The sequence below is a fragment of the Paenibacillus sp. FSL R7-0128 genome (assembly GCF_038002245.1).
In the GTDB taxonomy this organism is placed as follows: domain Bacteria; phylum Bacillota; class Bacilli; order Paenibacillales; family Paenibacillaceae; genus Paenibacillus_AQ; species Paenibacillus_AQ silagei.
Genome location: NZ_JBBOCD010000001.1, coordinates 6,128,962 through 6,144,160, shown reverse-complemented (window position 1 = coordinate 6,144,160; position 15,199 = coordinate 6,128,962). Strand labels below are relative to the sequence as shown.

General features: G+C 53.3%; 15 protein-coding genes and 1 pseudogene. 14 read left to right on the top strand and 2 right to left on the bottom strand.

Annotated elements, in window-relative coordinates; translation table 11 throughout:
* Positions 1–470: 470 nt before the first annotated feature.
* Together NST26_RS34115 and NST26_RS25900 are read left to right on the top strand one after the other, a co-directional pair.
* Positions 471–518, top strand: a pseudogene (locus tag NST26_RS34115) (hypothetical protein); the annotation flags it as partial.
* Positions 519–575: 57 nt separating this feature from the next.
* Complete coding sequence (locus NST26_RS25900; protein WP_340980165.1) at positions 576–962, top strand: TetR-like C-terminal domain-containing protein; 387 nt, start codon at positions 576–578, stop codon at positions 960–962.
* A gap of 54 nt (positions 963–1,016) precedes the next feature.
* Here the strand turns inward: NST26_RS25900 and NST26_RS25895 are convergent, their stop codons facing one another.
* Together NST26_RS25895 and NST26_RS25890 are read right to left on the bottom strand one after the other, a co-directional pair.
* Positions 1,017–1,850, bottom strand: a complete 834-nt coding sequence (locus NST26_RS25895; protein WP_340950545.1) for a hypothetical protein — start codon at positions 1,848–1,850, stop codon at positions 1,017–1,019.
* 42 nt (positions 1,851–1,892) lie between these two features.
* Positions 1,893–2,492, bottom strand: a complete 600-nt coding sequence (locus NST26_RS25890; protein WP_339250719.1) for a phosphatidylglycerophosphatase A family protein — start codon at positions 2,490–2,492, stop codon at positions 1,893–1,895.
* Positions 2,493–2,755: 263 nt separating this feature from the next.
* Here NST26_RS25890 and NST26_RS25885 point away from each other — a divergent pair, with 263 nt between their 5' ends.
* The 12 genes from NST26_RS25885 (at position 2,756) to NST26_RS25830 (ending at position 15,168) form a co-directional block, all read left to right on the top strand.
* On the top strand, positions 2,756–3,877 hold the full coding sequence (locus NST26_RS25885) for a GerMN domain-containing protein (protein WP_036726066.1): 1,122 nt from the start codon (positions 2,756–2,758) through the stop codon (positions 3,875–3,877).
* Between the two features lie 191 nt (positions 3,878–4,068).
* Positions 4,069–4,827: a ribonuclease PH gene (gene rph, locus NST26_RS25880; RefSeq protein ID WP_076083128.1), complete on the top strand. Its 759-nt coding sequence runs from the start codon at positions 4,069–4,071 to the stop codon at positions 4,825–4,827.
* Between the two features lies 1 nt (position 4,828).
* Complete coding sequence (locus NST26_RS25875) at positions 4,829–5,470, top strand: XTP/dITP diphosphatase (RefSeq protein ID WP_340980164.1); 642 nt, start codon at positions 4,829–4,831, stop codon at positions 5,468–5,470.
* Between the two features lie 483 nt (positions 5,471–5,953).
* Complete coding sequence (locus NST26_RS25870; protein WP_340980163.1) at positions 5,954–7,888, top strand: glycosyl hydrolase family 18 protein; 1,935 nt, start codon at positions 5,954–5,956, stop codon at positions 7,886–7,888.
* A 666-nt stretch (positions 7,889–8,554) separates the two neighbouring features.
* Entirely contained in the window at positions 8,555–8,989 is a 435-nt protein-coding gene (locus tag NST26_RS25865; protein ID WP_209876844.1) for an NfeD family protein, read from the top strand.
* Positions 8,989–9,924: an SPFH domain-containing protein gene (locus NST26_RS25860; protein WP_081751185.1), complete on the top strand. Its 936-nt coding sequence runs from the start codon at positions 8,989–8,991 to the stop codon at positions 9,922–9,924. The genes NST26_RS25865 and NST26_RS25860 overlap by 1 nt, the downstream gene beginning before the upstream one ends.
* Before the next feature lie 145 nt (positions 9,925–10,069).
* Complete coding sequence (locus NST26_RS25855; protein ID WP_076083140.1) at positions 10,070–10,528, top strand: cupin domain-containing protein; 459 nt, start codon at positions 10,070–10,072, stop codon at positions 10,526–10,528.
* Between the two features lie 190 nt (positions 10,529–10,718).
* Entirely contained in the window at positions 10,719–11,555 is an 837-nt protein-coding gene (locus NST26_RS25850) for an aldo/keto reductase (protein ID WP_209876846.1), read from the top strand.
* A gap of 150 nt (positions 11,556–11,705) precedes the next feature.
* The gene (gene nikB, locus NST26_RS25845) at positions 11,706–12,650 is read left to right on the top strand and encodes a nickel ABC transporter permease (protein WP_340980161.1); all 945 of its coding nucleotides are present in this window, start codon (positions 11,706–11,708) and stop codon (positions 12,648–12,650) included.
* Positions 12,651–12,673: 23 nt separating this feature from the next.
* The gene (gene nikC / locus NST26_RS25840) at positions 12,674–13,513 is read left to right on the top strand and encodes a nickel transporter permease (protein ID WP_340980160.1); all 840 of its coding nucleotides are present in this window, start codon (positions 12,674–12,676) and stop codon (positions 13,511–13,513) included.
* Positions 13,514–14,299 carry an ABC transporter ATP-binding protein gene (locus tag NST26_RS25835; RefSeq protein WP_340980159.1) on the top strand — a complete coding sequence of 262 codons (786 nt, stop codon included), beginning with the start codon at positions 13,514–13,516 and terminating at the stop codon, positions 14,297–14,299.
* A gap of 41 nt (positions 14,300–14,340) precedes the next feature.
* Positions 14,341–15,168, top strand: coding sequence for an ATP-binding cassette domain-containing protein (locus NST26_RS25830; RefSeq protein WP_340980158.1), 828 nt, complete (start codon positions 14,341–14,343; stop codon positions 15,166–15,168).
* Positions 15,169–15,199 lie beyond the last annotated feature (31 nt).

Below are 15,199 nucleotides of genomic sequence, written 5' to 3'. Positions count from 1 at the left end.
TGTTACCCTCACATTATTCTGAGAACCTAGAGAACTGGAATGCCTGGAAGAAATGGCTAATTCGTTGGTGAGAACTTGTAGCCTGAAAACAACACTACTCATCTCATCCCTCCTCCAAAGTCGGCTGTAAGCGGTGAGGTATGAGATTCAAAGGGATAAATCCTATTGAGCAGTCTGAATGAAGAGCACAAATGCCCCTGAATTCGGCGAAAGTGTGCGGGAAGCGTGACTGAGGAGCACAAATGCCCCTGAATTCGCCGAAAGGGGCGGGGAGCGTAAATGAAGAGCACATGTGCTCCTGAATTCTGCACACCTGTTGATTTTTTGACAACTGATAAATATAATGAACCCAACTAAGGGCTCAAGGGAAGGAGAGGTAAGAGGGATGGCTGTGGACAGGCGGATCGGGAAGACGCGGGATGCTATTTTTAAGGCGTTTCTTAGTCTGATGGAAGAGAAGAGCTGAACAGATTACGGTACATGAGATTGCGGAGCGGGCTAATGTCAGCAGAGGGACTATCTATCTGCATTTTGTGGACAAATATGATCTGCTGGATCAGTGTGTTGAGAAGGAAATGACGGAGCTGCGTGACCGCTGTATGGCTGTCCAGGAGAATTTGGATTTCACCTCTTCAGGTCCGCTGCTGCGTACGGGTGAATATGTCGAGCAACATGCTACCGTCTTCATTACCCTGATTAATAACAGCGGCATTCCTGCCTTCAGAAGCCGTCTGCATGCCATGCTGATGGAGGGACTGGCGGAGCAGATCGATATGGAGGGTGTGAACCGGGGGATGAACAAGGAGATGCTGCTGCATTTAATGGCTTCGGCTGCCGTGGGAGTCATGGAATGGTGGATTACACACTCACTGCCTATTTCGGCCAAAAAGCTGATGGAGGATATCAGCATCCTCCTCGAACGCAACCAAATGGGACCGCAGCCGCTGGACGCTCTGCCCTAGACAATAATCTGACGGTGCCGTCCAGTGGCCTGCGGTCTGCAATTATCCCCATTCTTAAGAATCCGGCTGGATCACCTTCATCTTGGACGGGTTGTTGATTTTGTATTTGACCGGGTGCTGGGAGAGCTTCTTAGCCACAATCTTCGCTTCAAAAGAAACAGGGTCGCCCTCCTTCAGCTCCAGCTTCTTCAGCGTGGCACTATGGCTTGACCAGACTTCGTCAATGGCCAGCTCATGCCCTTCTATCGCTACATTGTCATAGATAATCACTTCATCATCGTTATCCGAAAAGTGGTTGGGAACGGTCGTGAATTCTTTGACAACCGCTGTAACCTTGAGCTTGTCTTCGGGCAGCTGCAGGGCGGGCTTCTTCTTGGAGGCGGCTGGCTTACGCGGCTTCTCTGCCGGAGCCGCTGTCTCCGTAGCACTCACGCCTTCCGCAGCAATCCCACTCTCTGAACGCTCCGCAGTATCGCCCACCGCAGCACCAGCACTTCCCGCACCCTCCACATCAGCCTCACCGCGACCCTCCTCAACCGGCTGGTTCTCCAGCAACTCGGCTTCTCCGGCAGCTTCTGCCGGGTCCTCGGACCGTGCATCCGCCGCCGCTTGCGTGCGCTGGCCGAAGCTGGCGGTCTGCATTTCTTTGAGGTACGCCGGGTGGATACAATGCTGCTGCTTATTCTCGAACTGGACCACCACCGTCTGATTATCCACAAACCCTATAATTTCACAAGGCAGGGTCAGGCCCTGCCGCTTGTACAGATAAGTCTTGACCCGGGTGGCTGAACCGGGCAGAAGATTCCATTCCTTACACCGCTCAATCCGCTCATCCTCACTCTCGAAATCCTGGACGGCCAGCGGCTCCACTACGAACGAATAGGTCATGCACATCTCGCACCTTTCCAATGATCCATATTAAGTCCCGCTTTATTCCGGCAACGTCTCCTCCAGCCGGCTGCGCCGTGCAGCCTCTTCCGCGTCCTCCGGGGCATGGGGCAGGCCCAGCTCCTCCTCGCGTTCCGCCTGCTTGCGGTGGGCGATCCGGCTGCTGGCCGCTGCGGCTACAGCACCGACGATATCATCCAGATAGGTATGAATCTGGCCGGTGGTTTTGTCATTCAGCCTCTCCAGTACGCCGGGCTTGAGCTTGTCCACGTAACCATAGTTGGTGAACCCGATACTGCCATATACATTAACAATCGAGAAGGCGAGAATCTCGTCTACCCCGTACAATCCTTCATCGTTCTCAATCATATCCTGCAGCGGCGAGAACAGCTTGCCCTCCTCCGCCAGCACATCCAGCTGGATGCCGGTCAAGACTGCATTCTGCACCTCACGCTTGCTGAGGACCATCTCAACGTTATGAATACATTCTTCCATGGTCAGGCCCGGATAGTATTTCTTTTGCAGCATCATGACAAGCTCGGCAATCTCCTCCAGAGTGACCCCGCGCTTGTGCAGCCAGTACCGGGTCGCTTCGGCAACGGCTTTGCTGTTGAGGCTGTAAGGAATTTTGGCATCAGTCATAGGAAGTCCTCCATTCGTGAGTCGGGTGTGATTTGGGTATGTACTAAATTGTACGCAAGCGGCAGACCGATGTCCAGAAACGTCCGGAATTGTATCCCGCAAGCAGGCTGAACTTGGATGAACACAGCAGTGTCCGCAGCCAAGCAGGGGTTCCGGCAGAACTTCTGTAATTTAGGATAAGCTGTTGTTATTTTTTGGACACAGGGCTCGTATACATAGCAGTACAAACTGATCTTAACGCTAGAAAGGGGTAATGAAGATTGATGAAACCAGTGAAACACCTCCGCGGGGCGTCTGCGGCTTGCCTGCTGGCCGTTCCGCTTGTGCTCTCCGGCTGCAGTCTGTTCGGTTCAGAATCCGCCGCTGTGGACCCGCCTCCCGCCGCCGTAGAAGCGCAAATGCTGCAAGTGAGCGGGGAAGATACGCTGGATACCGGTGTATTCGGACCGGCCTCCATGGATGAGACTGATCTGTCTGCCGGGGTGAAGGATACCGGTGCGCCTGCTGTAGCCGGGGAGCGGACTACTGTGTATCTGGAGGATCAGAACGGTCTGCTGGCTCCGGTGGCTCTGTCTTTTCCAAAAAGCGAGGACACGGTCATGCTGAAAAATTCCCTCACGGCACTCGTCAGCAAGGGGGATTACGCGTCTGCACTGCCTAAGGGCTTCCAAGGCGTACTTCCTGCAGGGACGAAAGTGAACAATGTATCTGTCGGCCAGGACCATGTCGCAATTGTTGAATTCAACTCGGCGTTTAACGACTACGATCCTGCGGATGAACGCAAAATCCTTGAAGCGCTGACCTGGACACTGACCGGGCAGGATGACATCAAGGGAGTACAGCTCTGGGTCGATGGCAAAAAGCTGACTGAAATGCCGCTGCAAGGCACACCGCTGGATCGCCCGCTGTCCCGTACCATGGGCATTAATCTGCCGAAGCATAACGCACTGATGATGAACTCCAGCGCAGTTACAGTCTATTTCGCAGCAGCTTCACCGGATGGCGGCCACCAGTATTATGTTCCGGTTACCCGTTTTGTACCCGCTGGCGGGGATACGGTGAAGGCAGCTCTGAGCGAGCTGATTGCCGGACCGCAGTCCGAGAACGGCCTGGAGATGGTCATGACGCAGGGAACGGTAGTTGATTCTGTAAAAGCAGGGCAGAACGGGGTAGTCACCGTATCGCTGACCGATGATATGTTCGAAGGCAGCACAAGCATTCCCGAGGAGATGCTGGAGTCGGTCGTGCTGACGGTGGCCCAGAATACAGATGATTCGCTGGTACAGATCCGTCTGAACGGCAAGGATACGGTTACGGGTACCAACAACGTCGATTACGGCCAGCCGGTCTCCGCGCCGGAATATGTGAACGAGCTGCCGCTTTAGAGCGAATCCACTGGCCTAAAAAGATGCTTTTGTGCCTACTCTTTGATAGAATAAAGTATTGTTCATCCGAATAACGGGTCAGGAGCAGCGGTGCCGTTCTCTTCCATAGGGGGCGGCACCCGTTTCTGCGTATAAGATACGGATGAATGTATACACAAACTTTGCGCTATACGATGTAGGAGGCAGAAAAGATGAGATCAAACGGACGCAACGAAGACCAGCTCCGGCCACTGACGATAACGACCCAGACCAACAAATATGCAGAAGGCTCCGTCATCATTGAGATGGGAGATACCAAGGTCATCTGTACGGCAACCGTGGATGAGAAGGTCCCGCCGTTTCTGAAGGGACAAGGCAAGGGCTGGGTAACCGCCGAATATTCGATGCTTCCCCGCGCGACCCAGACCCGCAACCAGCGTGAAGCCGCGCGCGGCAAGCTGACCGGACGGACCATGGAAATCCAGCGCCTGATCGGACGGGCCCTGCGTTCGGTGGTGAATTTGCAGGCGCTCGGCGAACGCAGTATTACGCTGGACTGCGATGTAATTCAGGCAGACGGGGGAACGCGGACGGCTTCGATCACGGGTGCTTTTGTAGCGATGGCCTTCGCCATGAACAAGCTTGCCCTCCAGAATAAGCTGACGGTCTTCCCGATTACAGACTACCTGGCAGCCATCAGTGTGGGTGTCGTTGGCGACAAGACGCTGCTCGATCTGAATTATGAAGAGGATTCCAAGGCGAAGGTGGATATGAATGTGGTCATGACGGGCAGCGGCGCTTTCGTTGAGGTTCAGGGCACGGGCGAAGAGCGCCCGTTCACCCGCCAGGAGCTGGACCAGCTGCTGGGTCTCGGAGAGAAGGGGATCTACGAGCTGATCGCTGTGCAAAAAGAAGTCCTTGGCGCCATCGCGCTCAAAATCCCTGCCGGCCAGCCCGGTCAAGAGGTGTAGGATGAAGTCCGGCAGCGGAATTCTGATTGTCGCGACGAAGAACAAAGGCAAGGTGCGGGAGTTCCAGCATGCCTTTGCTCCCTTGGGACTTACGGTCAAAAGCATGTATGACTACCCGGATCTGCCGGATGTGGTCGAGGACGGGGCCACTTTTGCCGAGAATGCCTTCAAGAAATCCCGCGCTGTAGGGGACGCTCTTGGACTGCCGGTGCTGGCAGACGATTCCGGTCTCTGTGTAGAGGCGCTGGACGGAAGCCCCGGCGTATACTCGGCCCGTTATGCCGGCGAGGCGGCGGATGATGAGGCGAACAATCTGAAGCTGATGAGCGAGCTGGAGCGGCTGAAGCAGGGTGAGGATACCGGACAGCCGCTGCTGAGTCCTGCCCGGTTCGTCTGTGCCCTGTCGCTCTATAATCCGGCGGACGGCCGGGAATGGACGGCTGAGGGTACGGTCGAAGGCTGGATTACCTCGGAGCCTGCGGGTGCCGGCGGTTTCGGTTATGACCCGCTGTTCTATCTCCCGGAATACGAGAAGACGATGGCTGAGCTGACGCTTGAAGAGAAGCAGTCGATCAGCCACCGCGGGACGGCGCTGCGGCGTCTGACCGAGAAGCTTGCTGCTGCGCAGAGCGGCGGTAAATAGAAGAGTTGGAATCTTGGAAGCAGCCCGTAAGCAGAATATGCTCGGGGCTGCTTCTGTTTTTTTTAGATAATAATCCCCCCTGATTATGGAAATTTATCCCTAGCATATCCTCCGGCTTTGTATGAGAATAAGAGTTGACTTCACCCCTTCGCAGATCCTGCATCCTTCCGCAAATCGTCGCAATCCACCCACCCTGCCCTGTACCAAACAACAACGTAGGCCGTAGCGGAGCGAGTGATCCGTATGCTGCTGAACTGCGCTTTTTTTGAGCTGTATTTCACTATTCTACCAGTCAGATTGCCAGGAGTTTAATAGTTTCACAGGGTGAAGGTCAAGGCCAATCGGGTCCGGGAGGTGAACGCTGAGCTTTCTCATTCGCGGCAAGGGAAGAACGGTCACTTAATATCCTTGATGGCAAAGACGCATGGATGTCCATGAAGCAGGCTTACAGGTTACGCATTGAACCGGGGAGGTAATCACGAAATGGCCTTTATCAAAAGCAAATCCTTTGTGCTTGGCTTGGCGGCAGTCCTTTTCCTTACTCTTTTTTCGGCTTTTGGTGCAAACAGCAGAACTGTTCAGGCAGCCGGAGACTACAAGATTGTCGGCTACTATGCTTCATGGGCCGCCTACGGGCGGGCTTATAATGTAACGGATATCGATCCTGGCAAAATGAATGTCATCAACTATGCCTTTGCCGACATTTGCTGGAACGGAATACACGGCAATCCCGACCCGACCGGGCCGAATCCGGTCACCTGGTCCTGCCAGAACGAGCAGGGGCAGGCGATCAGCGTTCCCAATGGCACCGTAGTGCTGGGCGATCCCTGGATCGATGCCCAGAAAAGCTTCGGTGATGATAAATGGGATGACCCGATCAAGGGGAATCTGAAGCAGCTCTGGAAGCTGAAGGAGAAGAATCCGAATCTGAAAACGATGATCTCCGTCGGGGGCTGGACCTGGTCCAACCGCTTCTCGGATGTGGCTGCCACGGCGGCAAGCCGTGAGGTGTTCGCCAATTCTTCCGTCGATTTCATCCGCAAATACAAGATGGACGGTGTCGATCTGGACTGGGAATACCCGGTCAGCGGGGGACTTGCGGGCAACAGCTACCGCCCCGAGGATAAGCAGAACTACATCCTGCTGCTCCAAAAGATCCGGGAGAAGCTGAATGCCGCAGGAGCTGCCGACGGCAAAACGTATCTGCTGACCATCGCTTCCGGTGCCGGACCGACCTACATCCAGAATAACAATCTTAGCGGAATCGCCTCTGTGGTGGACTGGATCAACATTATGACCTACGACTTCAACGGCAGCTGGAACCCTACTACCGGCCACAATGCGCCGCTGTATTATGACCCGGCAGCCGCATCGTCAGGGCTGACCGAGCCGGCGAACTATAATATCGACAAGGCGGTGACCAGCTATCTGAGTGCAGGCGTACCGGCTAATAAGCTGGTGCTCGGCATGCCGTTCTACGGCCGGGGCTGGGGCGGGGCCCCTGCTGCGGGGAACGGGCAGTATCAGGTATCTGCCGGGATCTCCCAGACCGGAACCTGGGAGAAGGGCAACTACGATTTCAGTGATCTGGAAGCCAATTATATCAATAAGAACGGCTACACCCGTTACTGGAACAACACCTCCAAGGTCCCTTATCTCTATAACCCGTCCAATCAAACCTTCATCAGCTATGATGATGCCGAATCCATCGGCTTCAAAGCCAGCTACCTGAAAACCAAGGGTCTGGCCGGAGCCATGTTCTGGGAGACCAGCGGGGACCGCAATAAGACGCTGCAGACCAAGCTCAGCGCTGAACTGGGCGGCGGAGTAGTGACACCAACGGCTACGCCGGTGCCGACCGCAACGGTGAAGCCATCGGCCACGCCGACCGCGACAGTGAAGCCGTCAGCAACACCTACGGCAACAGTGACACCAACCGCAACGGTGAAGCCATCGGCCACGCCGACCGCAACAGTAACACCGACGGCCACGCCGGGGCAATGCTCTACGGCAGCCTGGAGTTCCACCGCGGTCTACACGCAGGGTCAGCAGGTCTCCTATGGAGGGCTGATCTATCAGGCCCAGTGGTGGACGCAAGGGGACCGGCCGGATCTTAGCGGAGCCTTCGGGGTGTGGCGGGTGACCGGAACCTGCGGTAACGCTACTCCGCATCCGACAGCTACGCCACTCCCGACAGTAAGCCCTTCGGCTACGCCGACAGTAGCGCCAACCTCTACTCCTGTAGTGACGCCAGTCCCTTCGGCTACCCCAGGCGCTGCTGCCTGGAAAGCGGGCACCGCTTATAGTGTCGGCAATATCGTAACTTACAGCGGGCAATCCTACACCTGCCTGCAGGCGCATACCTCTCTGGCCGGCTGGGAGCCGAATGTCACTCCTGCGCTCTGGAAGCTGAACTAAAGGCGGAGCGGACAGCACGGAAATCCAGCCATAGGGCATGAGTATGCCTAAGTATAGAACAAGGAACGGTGCTGGCTTTTAAGCTGGCACCGTTTTTTTAAGTGCTTTTTAGAATGATACGTTGCTACGAGCGATCCTGCTTATAGATGGGGAGTGCGAGCTGACAGAGTTGGAAAAGAGGCACTTAATTGTGCCGAAATGCGCTACTTAGAGCGAACAGTTGGAAAAAGTACAGTTAATCTGCCGAACGCTCCCCATTCAAGGGAATCTGGGCCGATTAAGTGTTGTTTCTCCAACTAATTTCTGTAGGTGCCATAATATTTCTTATTTAGATGTATTAAATCCACTTGCTTGATCCGCCCCTCTCCATTCCAGTTCAGGCGTGGTGGCTGGCACCGTATTTATAACTAATTCCGTTCCTTGGAGGTTTTGGAAGCAGGATTCCGGGGTACGGAAATGTGGGTAATGAGTTTTTTGCGCTTCGATTGGATATATTTATGTTTAAATACAATTTAGCCGACCTGTACCCCGCTTAAGGTTCATAAGCTTCCACAGGCTGAAATATAATGAACAGACAGGCGGCTGTACCGGCCTCCAAAAATTTGTGAAACGTGATGCCGATTATTTCGTTATAGTAGTATATAGCGGAAGGTGGTGTGTTCACCAATGAGTATGTGGGTATTATGGTTGATTGCCGCTGGCGTCTTGTTTGTTGTAGAGATGTTTACGTTTACATTCTATTTGTTATGGCTTAGCCTGGGAGCCTTGGCTGCCGGACTGGTTGCGCTTGTGCTGCCGGATGCATGGCTGCTGCAGGTTGTAGTGGGTTCGCTGGTAGCCCTGGCCCTGACGTTCTTCACCAAGCCATTGTCTGAGCGGCTGCGCAATGCGCGGGGCTTCAAGGATACCGGGACCGAGATTATCGGCAGACAGGGTCTGGTGACCGAACCGATTGAGCCTGGCCGTTACGGGCAGGTCAAGATTGGCGGCGATACATGGAGTGCGACCTCTACAGTAGCACTGGGCAAGGGTCAGCAGGTAATTGTAGTAAGAAGAAGCACTACCATTATTGAAGTAGAACGATGGGGGGATATGTACTAATGGAATTGGTGATTATCGGAATTATTATTGTTGTCGTCGTAGTATTTATCGCAATGACGATCAAGATTGTCCCGCAGCAAAGAGTTGGAGTTGTAGAGCGTCTGGGTAAATTCCATCGCCTGCTCACACCAGGTCTGAACATTCTGATTCCGGTTATTGATCAGGTGCGGGTCTATCATGACTTGCGGATTCAACAGGCGAATGTACCGCCGCAGACGGTAATCACGAAGGATAACGTACAGGTGCAGATCGATACGATTATCTTCTATCAGGTAGTGGGTCCGGAAGAAGCAACGTACGGAATCTCCGATTATGTGTATGGGGTACGGAATATCTCCACAGCCACCATGCGTCAGATTATCGGTAAGCTGGAGCTGGATGAAACCTTGTCCGGCCGTGAAAAAATCTCCTCCGACATCCGTCTCGCGCTGGATGAAGCGACAGAGAAGTGGGGCGTGCGCATTGAGCGTGTCGAAGTTATCGACATCAAGCCGCCGCTCGATATCCAGGAAGCCATGGACAAACAGATGAAGGCAGAACGCAGCAAGCGTGCGATTGTCCTGGAGGCGGAAGCCGCCAAGCAGGATATGATCCTTCGTGCTGAAGGGGATAAGCAGAGTAAGATCCTGAAGGCGGAAGGGGATAAGGAAGCCCGCATCCGTCAGGCGGAAGGTCTCGGTCAGGCGCAGGAGCTGGAAGCTCTCGGTCAGGCCAAGGCGATCGAAGCAGTGGCGATGGCCGAGAAGGCCCGGATTGCCATGATTGCCAGCGCAGGACTGGATGAAAAAGTACTGGCCTATCAATCCTTTGAAGCTCTGACTGACATGTCTAAGGGACCAGCGAACAAAATATTCCTGCCGACCAGTGCGGTGGAGACGCTGGGCAGCCTGGGAGCGATTGCCGAAGTATTTAAGGCTAGCAAAGAAGGCAAATAAGCGGAAGATAATTTACAATTGCTGCAGGATCCGTTACAGTTAATAGCACAATCAGGCCGAGGCTTAGCAGGTACGCTTGTACCTCTTAAGCCTTTGCTTATGAAGACTGTTTTGCCGCTGTGCAAAACTTGAAGGAGAAGAACCCATGACGCAAAAAGAAATTTCCCCGCTCGTAGAAACCTTGGGGCTACAGCCCCACGTGGAAGGCGGATGGTACAAGAGACTGTGGAATTCTCCGTTTGAGATTCCTCAGGACACGTTGGGCGAGGCTTATTCGGGCCCGCGCGCATCAGCTTCATCGATCTATTTCCTGCTTCATGCTGACGAGAGTTCGGATTGGCATACTGTATTGTCCTCCGAAATCTGGCTGTATCATTCCGGCAGCCCGATCGTGCTTAGTCTGGGAGGCAATGGCGCAGAGCCGGAGAACGTAACGGAGGTTATCCTGGGTCTGGATATCGCTGCGGGCCAGCAGCCGCAGGTAGTGATTCCTCCAGGCGTATGGCAGGCCGCCCGCCCGCTCGGCGAAGAGCCGGCGCTCGTCTCCTGCATCGTATCGCCGGAGTTCCATTTTGACGATTTCAAGCTGATTGACAAGAAATAAGCGGGTTATGTAATGGAGTACGGCCGGGAAGGGGCTGTGCTCCATTTTTGTACATAAGAGGCATACAATCTTCACGATTTGGCAACCTATTCGCTATAACGGGAACAGATTTCGCAATTGGATGATTATGAGAGCGGTAATACGGTTAAGGAAGCTTGTTGAATTCAAATTAGGCTTGGAGGGTATCGATATGAGTGAGAAGAACGCACCATTTACAGGCGGGCCTACCTTGAACGATGGAGTAACTATGCCGTGGCTGGGTCTTGGCGTATGGCAGACCAAGGATGGTGAGGAGGTTATCCGTGCGGTGAAGTCTGCGGTGGAGACGGGGTACCGCAGTATTGATACGGCTGCCGGCTATAACAATGAAGAGGGTGTAGGGCAGGCAATCCGTGAATGCGGAGTCCCCCGGGAAGAGCTGTTTATTACCACCAAGGTCCGCAACCCGGATCAGGGGTATGAATCGACACTGAAGGCCTTTGAAGTTAGCCGCAAGAAGCTGGGCCTGGAGCAGGTAGATTTGTATCTGATCCATTGGCCGGTGGCCGGTAAATATAAAGAAACCTGGAAAGCGCTGATCCATCTGCAAAAGGAAGGACTGGTCAAATCCATCGGGGTGAGCAACTTCCAGCCGCATCATCTGGAGGATATCATCGAGGACAGCGGCGTGGTGCCGGTGGTGGACCAGGTGGAATTCCATCCGCTGCTGACCCAGCGTGAATTGCTGAAGTATGCACGGGAGCATGATATCCAGCTGGAAGCCTGGAGTCCGCTCATGCAGGGGAATCTGGACCTGCCGCTGCTGAAGGAATTGGCAGAGCGTTACGGCAAGACGGTAGCACAGATTGTTCTGCGCTGGGATCTGCAGCAGGGTGTCATCACCATTCCGAAGTCGGTCCATCAGGAGCGGATCATCGAGAACGCCGGATTCTTCGACTTCACACTCAGCGATGAGGATGTTAAAGCCATCGAGGAGCTGAATCAGAACCACCGCTTCGGCCCGGACCCGGATAATTTCAATTTCTAAGCTGACAGATAGAGCATTATAAGCTGTAGATGCACAGAGCGGCCTCCTCAAGGGGGGCTGCTTTTTGTATTTGGCGGCAGTGTAGCATTTTTTTTAGGACTATTCATTTAAAATTTTTATGTTATAATCGTAATTATTACGATTAAAGACATGGAGTTGAATGCCATTATACGAACTTTATTGCAACGCTTATTGCAGCTCATTCCTGTGCTGCTAGGCATCTCAGTCATAACCTTTGCGCTGATGCACCTAACCTCAGGTGATCCTGCAGAGATTATGCTGCGTGCTGATGGTATTAAGCCTACATATGAAGCCATTGAGGCGGCAAGAATTGCACTGGGTCTGGATGGACCTGTATATATGCAATATGTTCATTGGTTGTACCGTGTGCTCCACCTCGATCTGGGCATATCCTACAGCAGCAATCGTCCGGTATTCACAGAGCTGATGAATCGTTTCCCGGCTACTGCGCTGTTGAGCGGCTGTTCCTTATTGGCTGCTATTCTTATAGCTCTGTCCATGGGGGTAGGCTCTGCACTGTATCCGGGAAAATGGTTTGACCGGCTGGGAAGAGTATGTGCTCTGTTTAGCGTATCAATGCCAGGCTACTGGCTGGGTCTGCTCCTGATTTATTATGGTTCAGTGAAGCTGAAGCTATTACCTGTAACAGGAATGGATGGGGTCTCCAGTGTCATTCTGCCTGCTTTTACACTTGGGTTTGGCATGGCAGGGGTGTATATCCGTTTGATTCGTTCCAGTCTGCTGGACGTTCTGGCTACGCTCTACATCAAGGCGGCGAGGGCCAAGGGGGTGCAGGAATGGAGAGTCATCACCAGACATGCGCTTCGTAATGCACTTCTTCCGAGTCTTACCTTACTTGGGGTTAACATAGCAGGGCTTCTCGGCGGCTCTGTGGTCGTAGAGACTATATTTTCCTGGCCGGGGATTGGAAAGTATGTGATTGAGGCGATTTTTGCAAAAGACTATATTGTCATTCAGGGTTATGTATTATGGATGGCTGTCGTCGTTGTTCTGATTAACCTGGCAGTAGATTCACTGCATCTGATGCTGGACCCGCGAATCAGGCTGCGGTGACGCTGTAAAAGGAGTACGGTATTATGTTTCGAAGTAGCTTATTTAAGAATAATGGAGCGAAGCTGGGGACAGGAATTATCCTTTTGTTCATCGGCGCCGGACTCTTTGCCCCCTGGCTCTCTCCTTCTGACCCGCTGCAGATTCACATGGAGCATAAGCTGAGTATGCCTTCCTGGGATTATCCGCTGGGTACGGATCATCTGGGGCGCTGTGTGCTATCCCGTTTAATCTATGGGACAAGAACTACGCTTTACTATTCATTTGCCGTTTTGACTGTAGTTTTTGCCATTAGCATTCCCGTTGGTCTACTGGCTGGTTACGCTGGCGGCAAAATTGATCAATTGATTATGCGGATCATCGACATCTTACTTGCTTTTCCCAGCTTAATTCTATCGCTCGCAATTACAGCCATGTTGGGCGCCAGTATGAAGAATCTGTTAATCGCCTTTGCAGCCGTCTGGTGGACGGGATATGCCAGAGTGATCCGCAGCCTGGTGCTTCAGATTAAGGAAGGCGGATATATCGCCGCAGCCAAAGCATCGGGCACTTCGCATCTGCAAATTGTGCTCAGGCATATCCTGCCGGTTGCGGCGCGCCCCATTCTGGTTCTGGCTTCTATGGAGACGGGTACAATTATGCTCTCGATTGCGGGCTTGTCCTTCCTTGGTCTGGGAGCCCAGCCGCCTACACCGGAATGGGGGATGATGCTGAACGACAGCCGTGCCTACATTCAGACTGAGCCGCGGCTCATGCTCTTCCCAGGAATGGCCATCCTGCTGGCAGTTCTGGGCTTCAATCTGTTGGGGGAAGGCTTGCGCCGCTCAGCGCGTGATTACGATACCCGGGAGGTGAGTGTCCGGTAAATGAACAATGAATCCACCCTGCTGAAGGTTAGTCACTTATCGACCAGCTTCCATACCGGAAGTCAGCAAGTCAGGGCTGTAGAGGATGTCAGTCTCGAAGTGAGGTCCGGGCAGATTGTTGCTTTGGTCGGCGAGAGCGGCAGCGGGAAAAGTGTTACGGCGATGTCTATTCTGGGACTGCTAGATCCTCCAGGCGTCATTGATAGCGGAGAGATATGGCTTCGCGGCCACAACCTCAGGGAGTGCTCTGCCCGCCAGCTAAGGAAGCTCCGGGGAACAGAAATGGCGGTTATTTTTCAAGATCCCATGAACGCGCTGAATCCGGTGCTTCCGGTTGGAAGGCAGATCATGGAGACGATCGCCCTGCACCGGCAAGTCACTGGGCAAGAAGCAAAGCAACTGGCTATGAAGCAGATGCAGCAAGCGGGCCTTAACGATCCGGCGCAGCTATTTAATAAATATCCTTTTCAAATTAGCGGCGGGATGTGCCAACGGGTGATGATCGCTATCGCGCTGGCTTCCGGGGCAAGCTTACTTATTGCAGATGAACCTACAACGGCGCTGGATGTAACCATCCAGGCACAGATACTTACGGAGCTGGACCGGATTAGACGGGCGAATCATATGGGCATCCTGCTCATTACGCATGATCTCGGTGTTGTCGCCGAGCTTGCAGATTATGTATATGTAATGAAATCCGGAAGGATTGTGGAATCAGGAAATGTCTTTGACATCTTTTCGCGTCCAGTGCATCCCTACACTAAATACTTAATGGATTGCAGATAACAACTATGGAATTACATGTTCTACTGGGGAGGTGGTGATCCATGAAGCTGCTGGAGGCGGTAAGCCTGAATAAGAAGTATGGAATGAAAAGGGGGTGGTTCACATCTGAAGCCAGGAGTGTACAAGCTGTGAATGATGTGTCCTTCAGTCTGGAGAGCGGAGAAACCCTGGGACTGGTGGGTGAAAGCGGCTGCGGGAAGAGTACCTTAGCCAGACTCTTGCTGGGACTGGAGAAACCGTCCTCTGGAAGAACGCTGTACCGGAGTATGGATTATACAGACTGGAGCTTCAGCGAGATGCGTCAGATCCGCAGCAGGATGCAGATGGTGTTCCAGAACAGTCTGGCTTCCTTTAATCCACTGTTCACAGTAGAGCAAATTATTGGAGAGCCTCTGCGGAACTACGGGGAGAGGAAGGCAGGCGCGCGCAGAGTTCTGATAGCTGACACGCTTGAGCTTGTTGGACTTGAGCGGAAGCACATTCACAGTTATCCGCATGAACTCAGCGGCGGACAGCAGCAACGGGTCGGAATTGCCAGAGCTATTGCACTGCGTCCGGAGCTGATCATCTGTGATGAACCGTTCTCCAGTCTCGATGTCACCTTGCGTAAGCAGATGATGGATCTGTTGCAGGCATTGAAGCGTGAGCTGGAATTATCCTACGTGTTCATTACACATGACTTGTCGGTCGTGAACCGTTTTTGCGACAGTGTGGCTGTGATGGTTCAAGGGGAAATTGTGGAGAAGCAATCAGGTGAGGGGCTCATGCAGCAGGCAGACCATCCGTATACCAGAAAATTGCTCTCCTCGATACCTGTGCAAGACCCCCGCTTAAGGAGAAAAGATAGAGAAAAGGAGTACAGAGAATGAGAGCCAGCTCAAAGTCAAAAACTGTATTAAC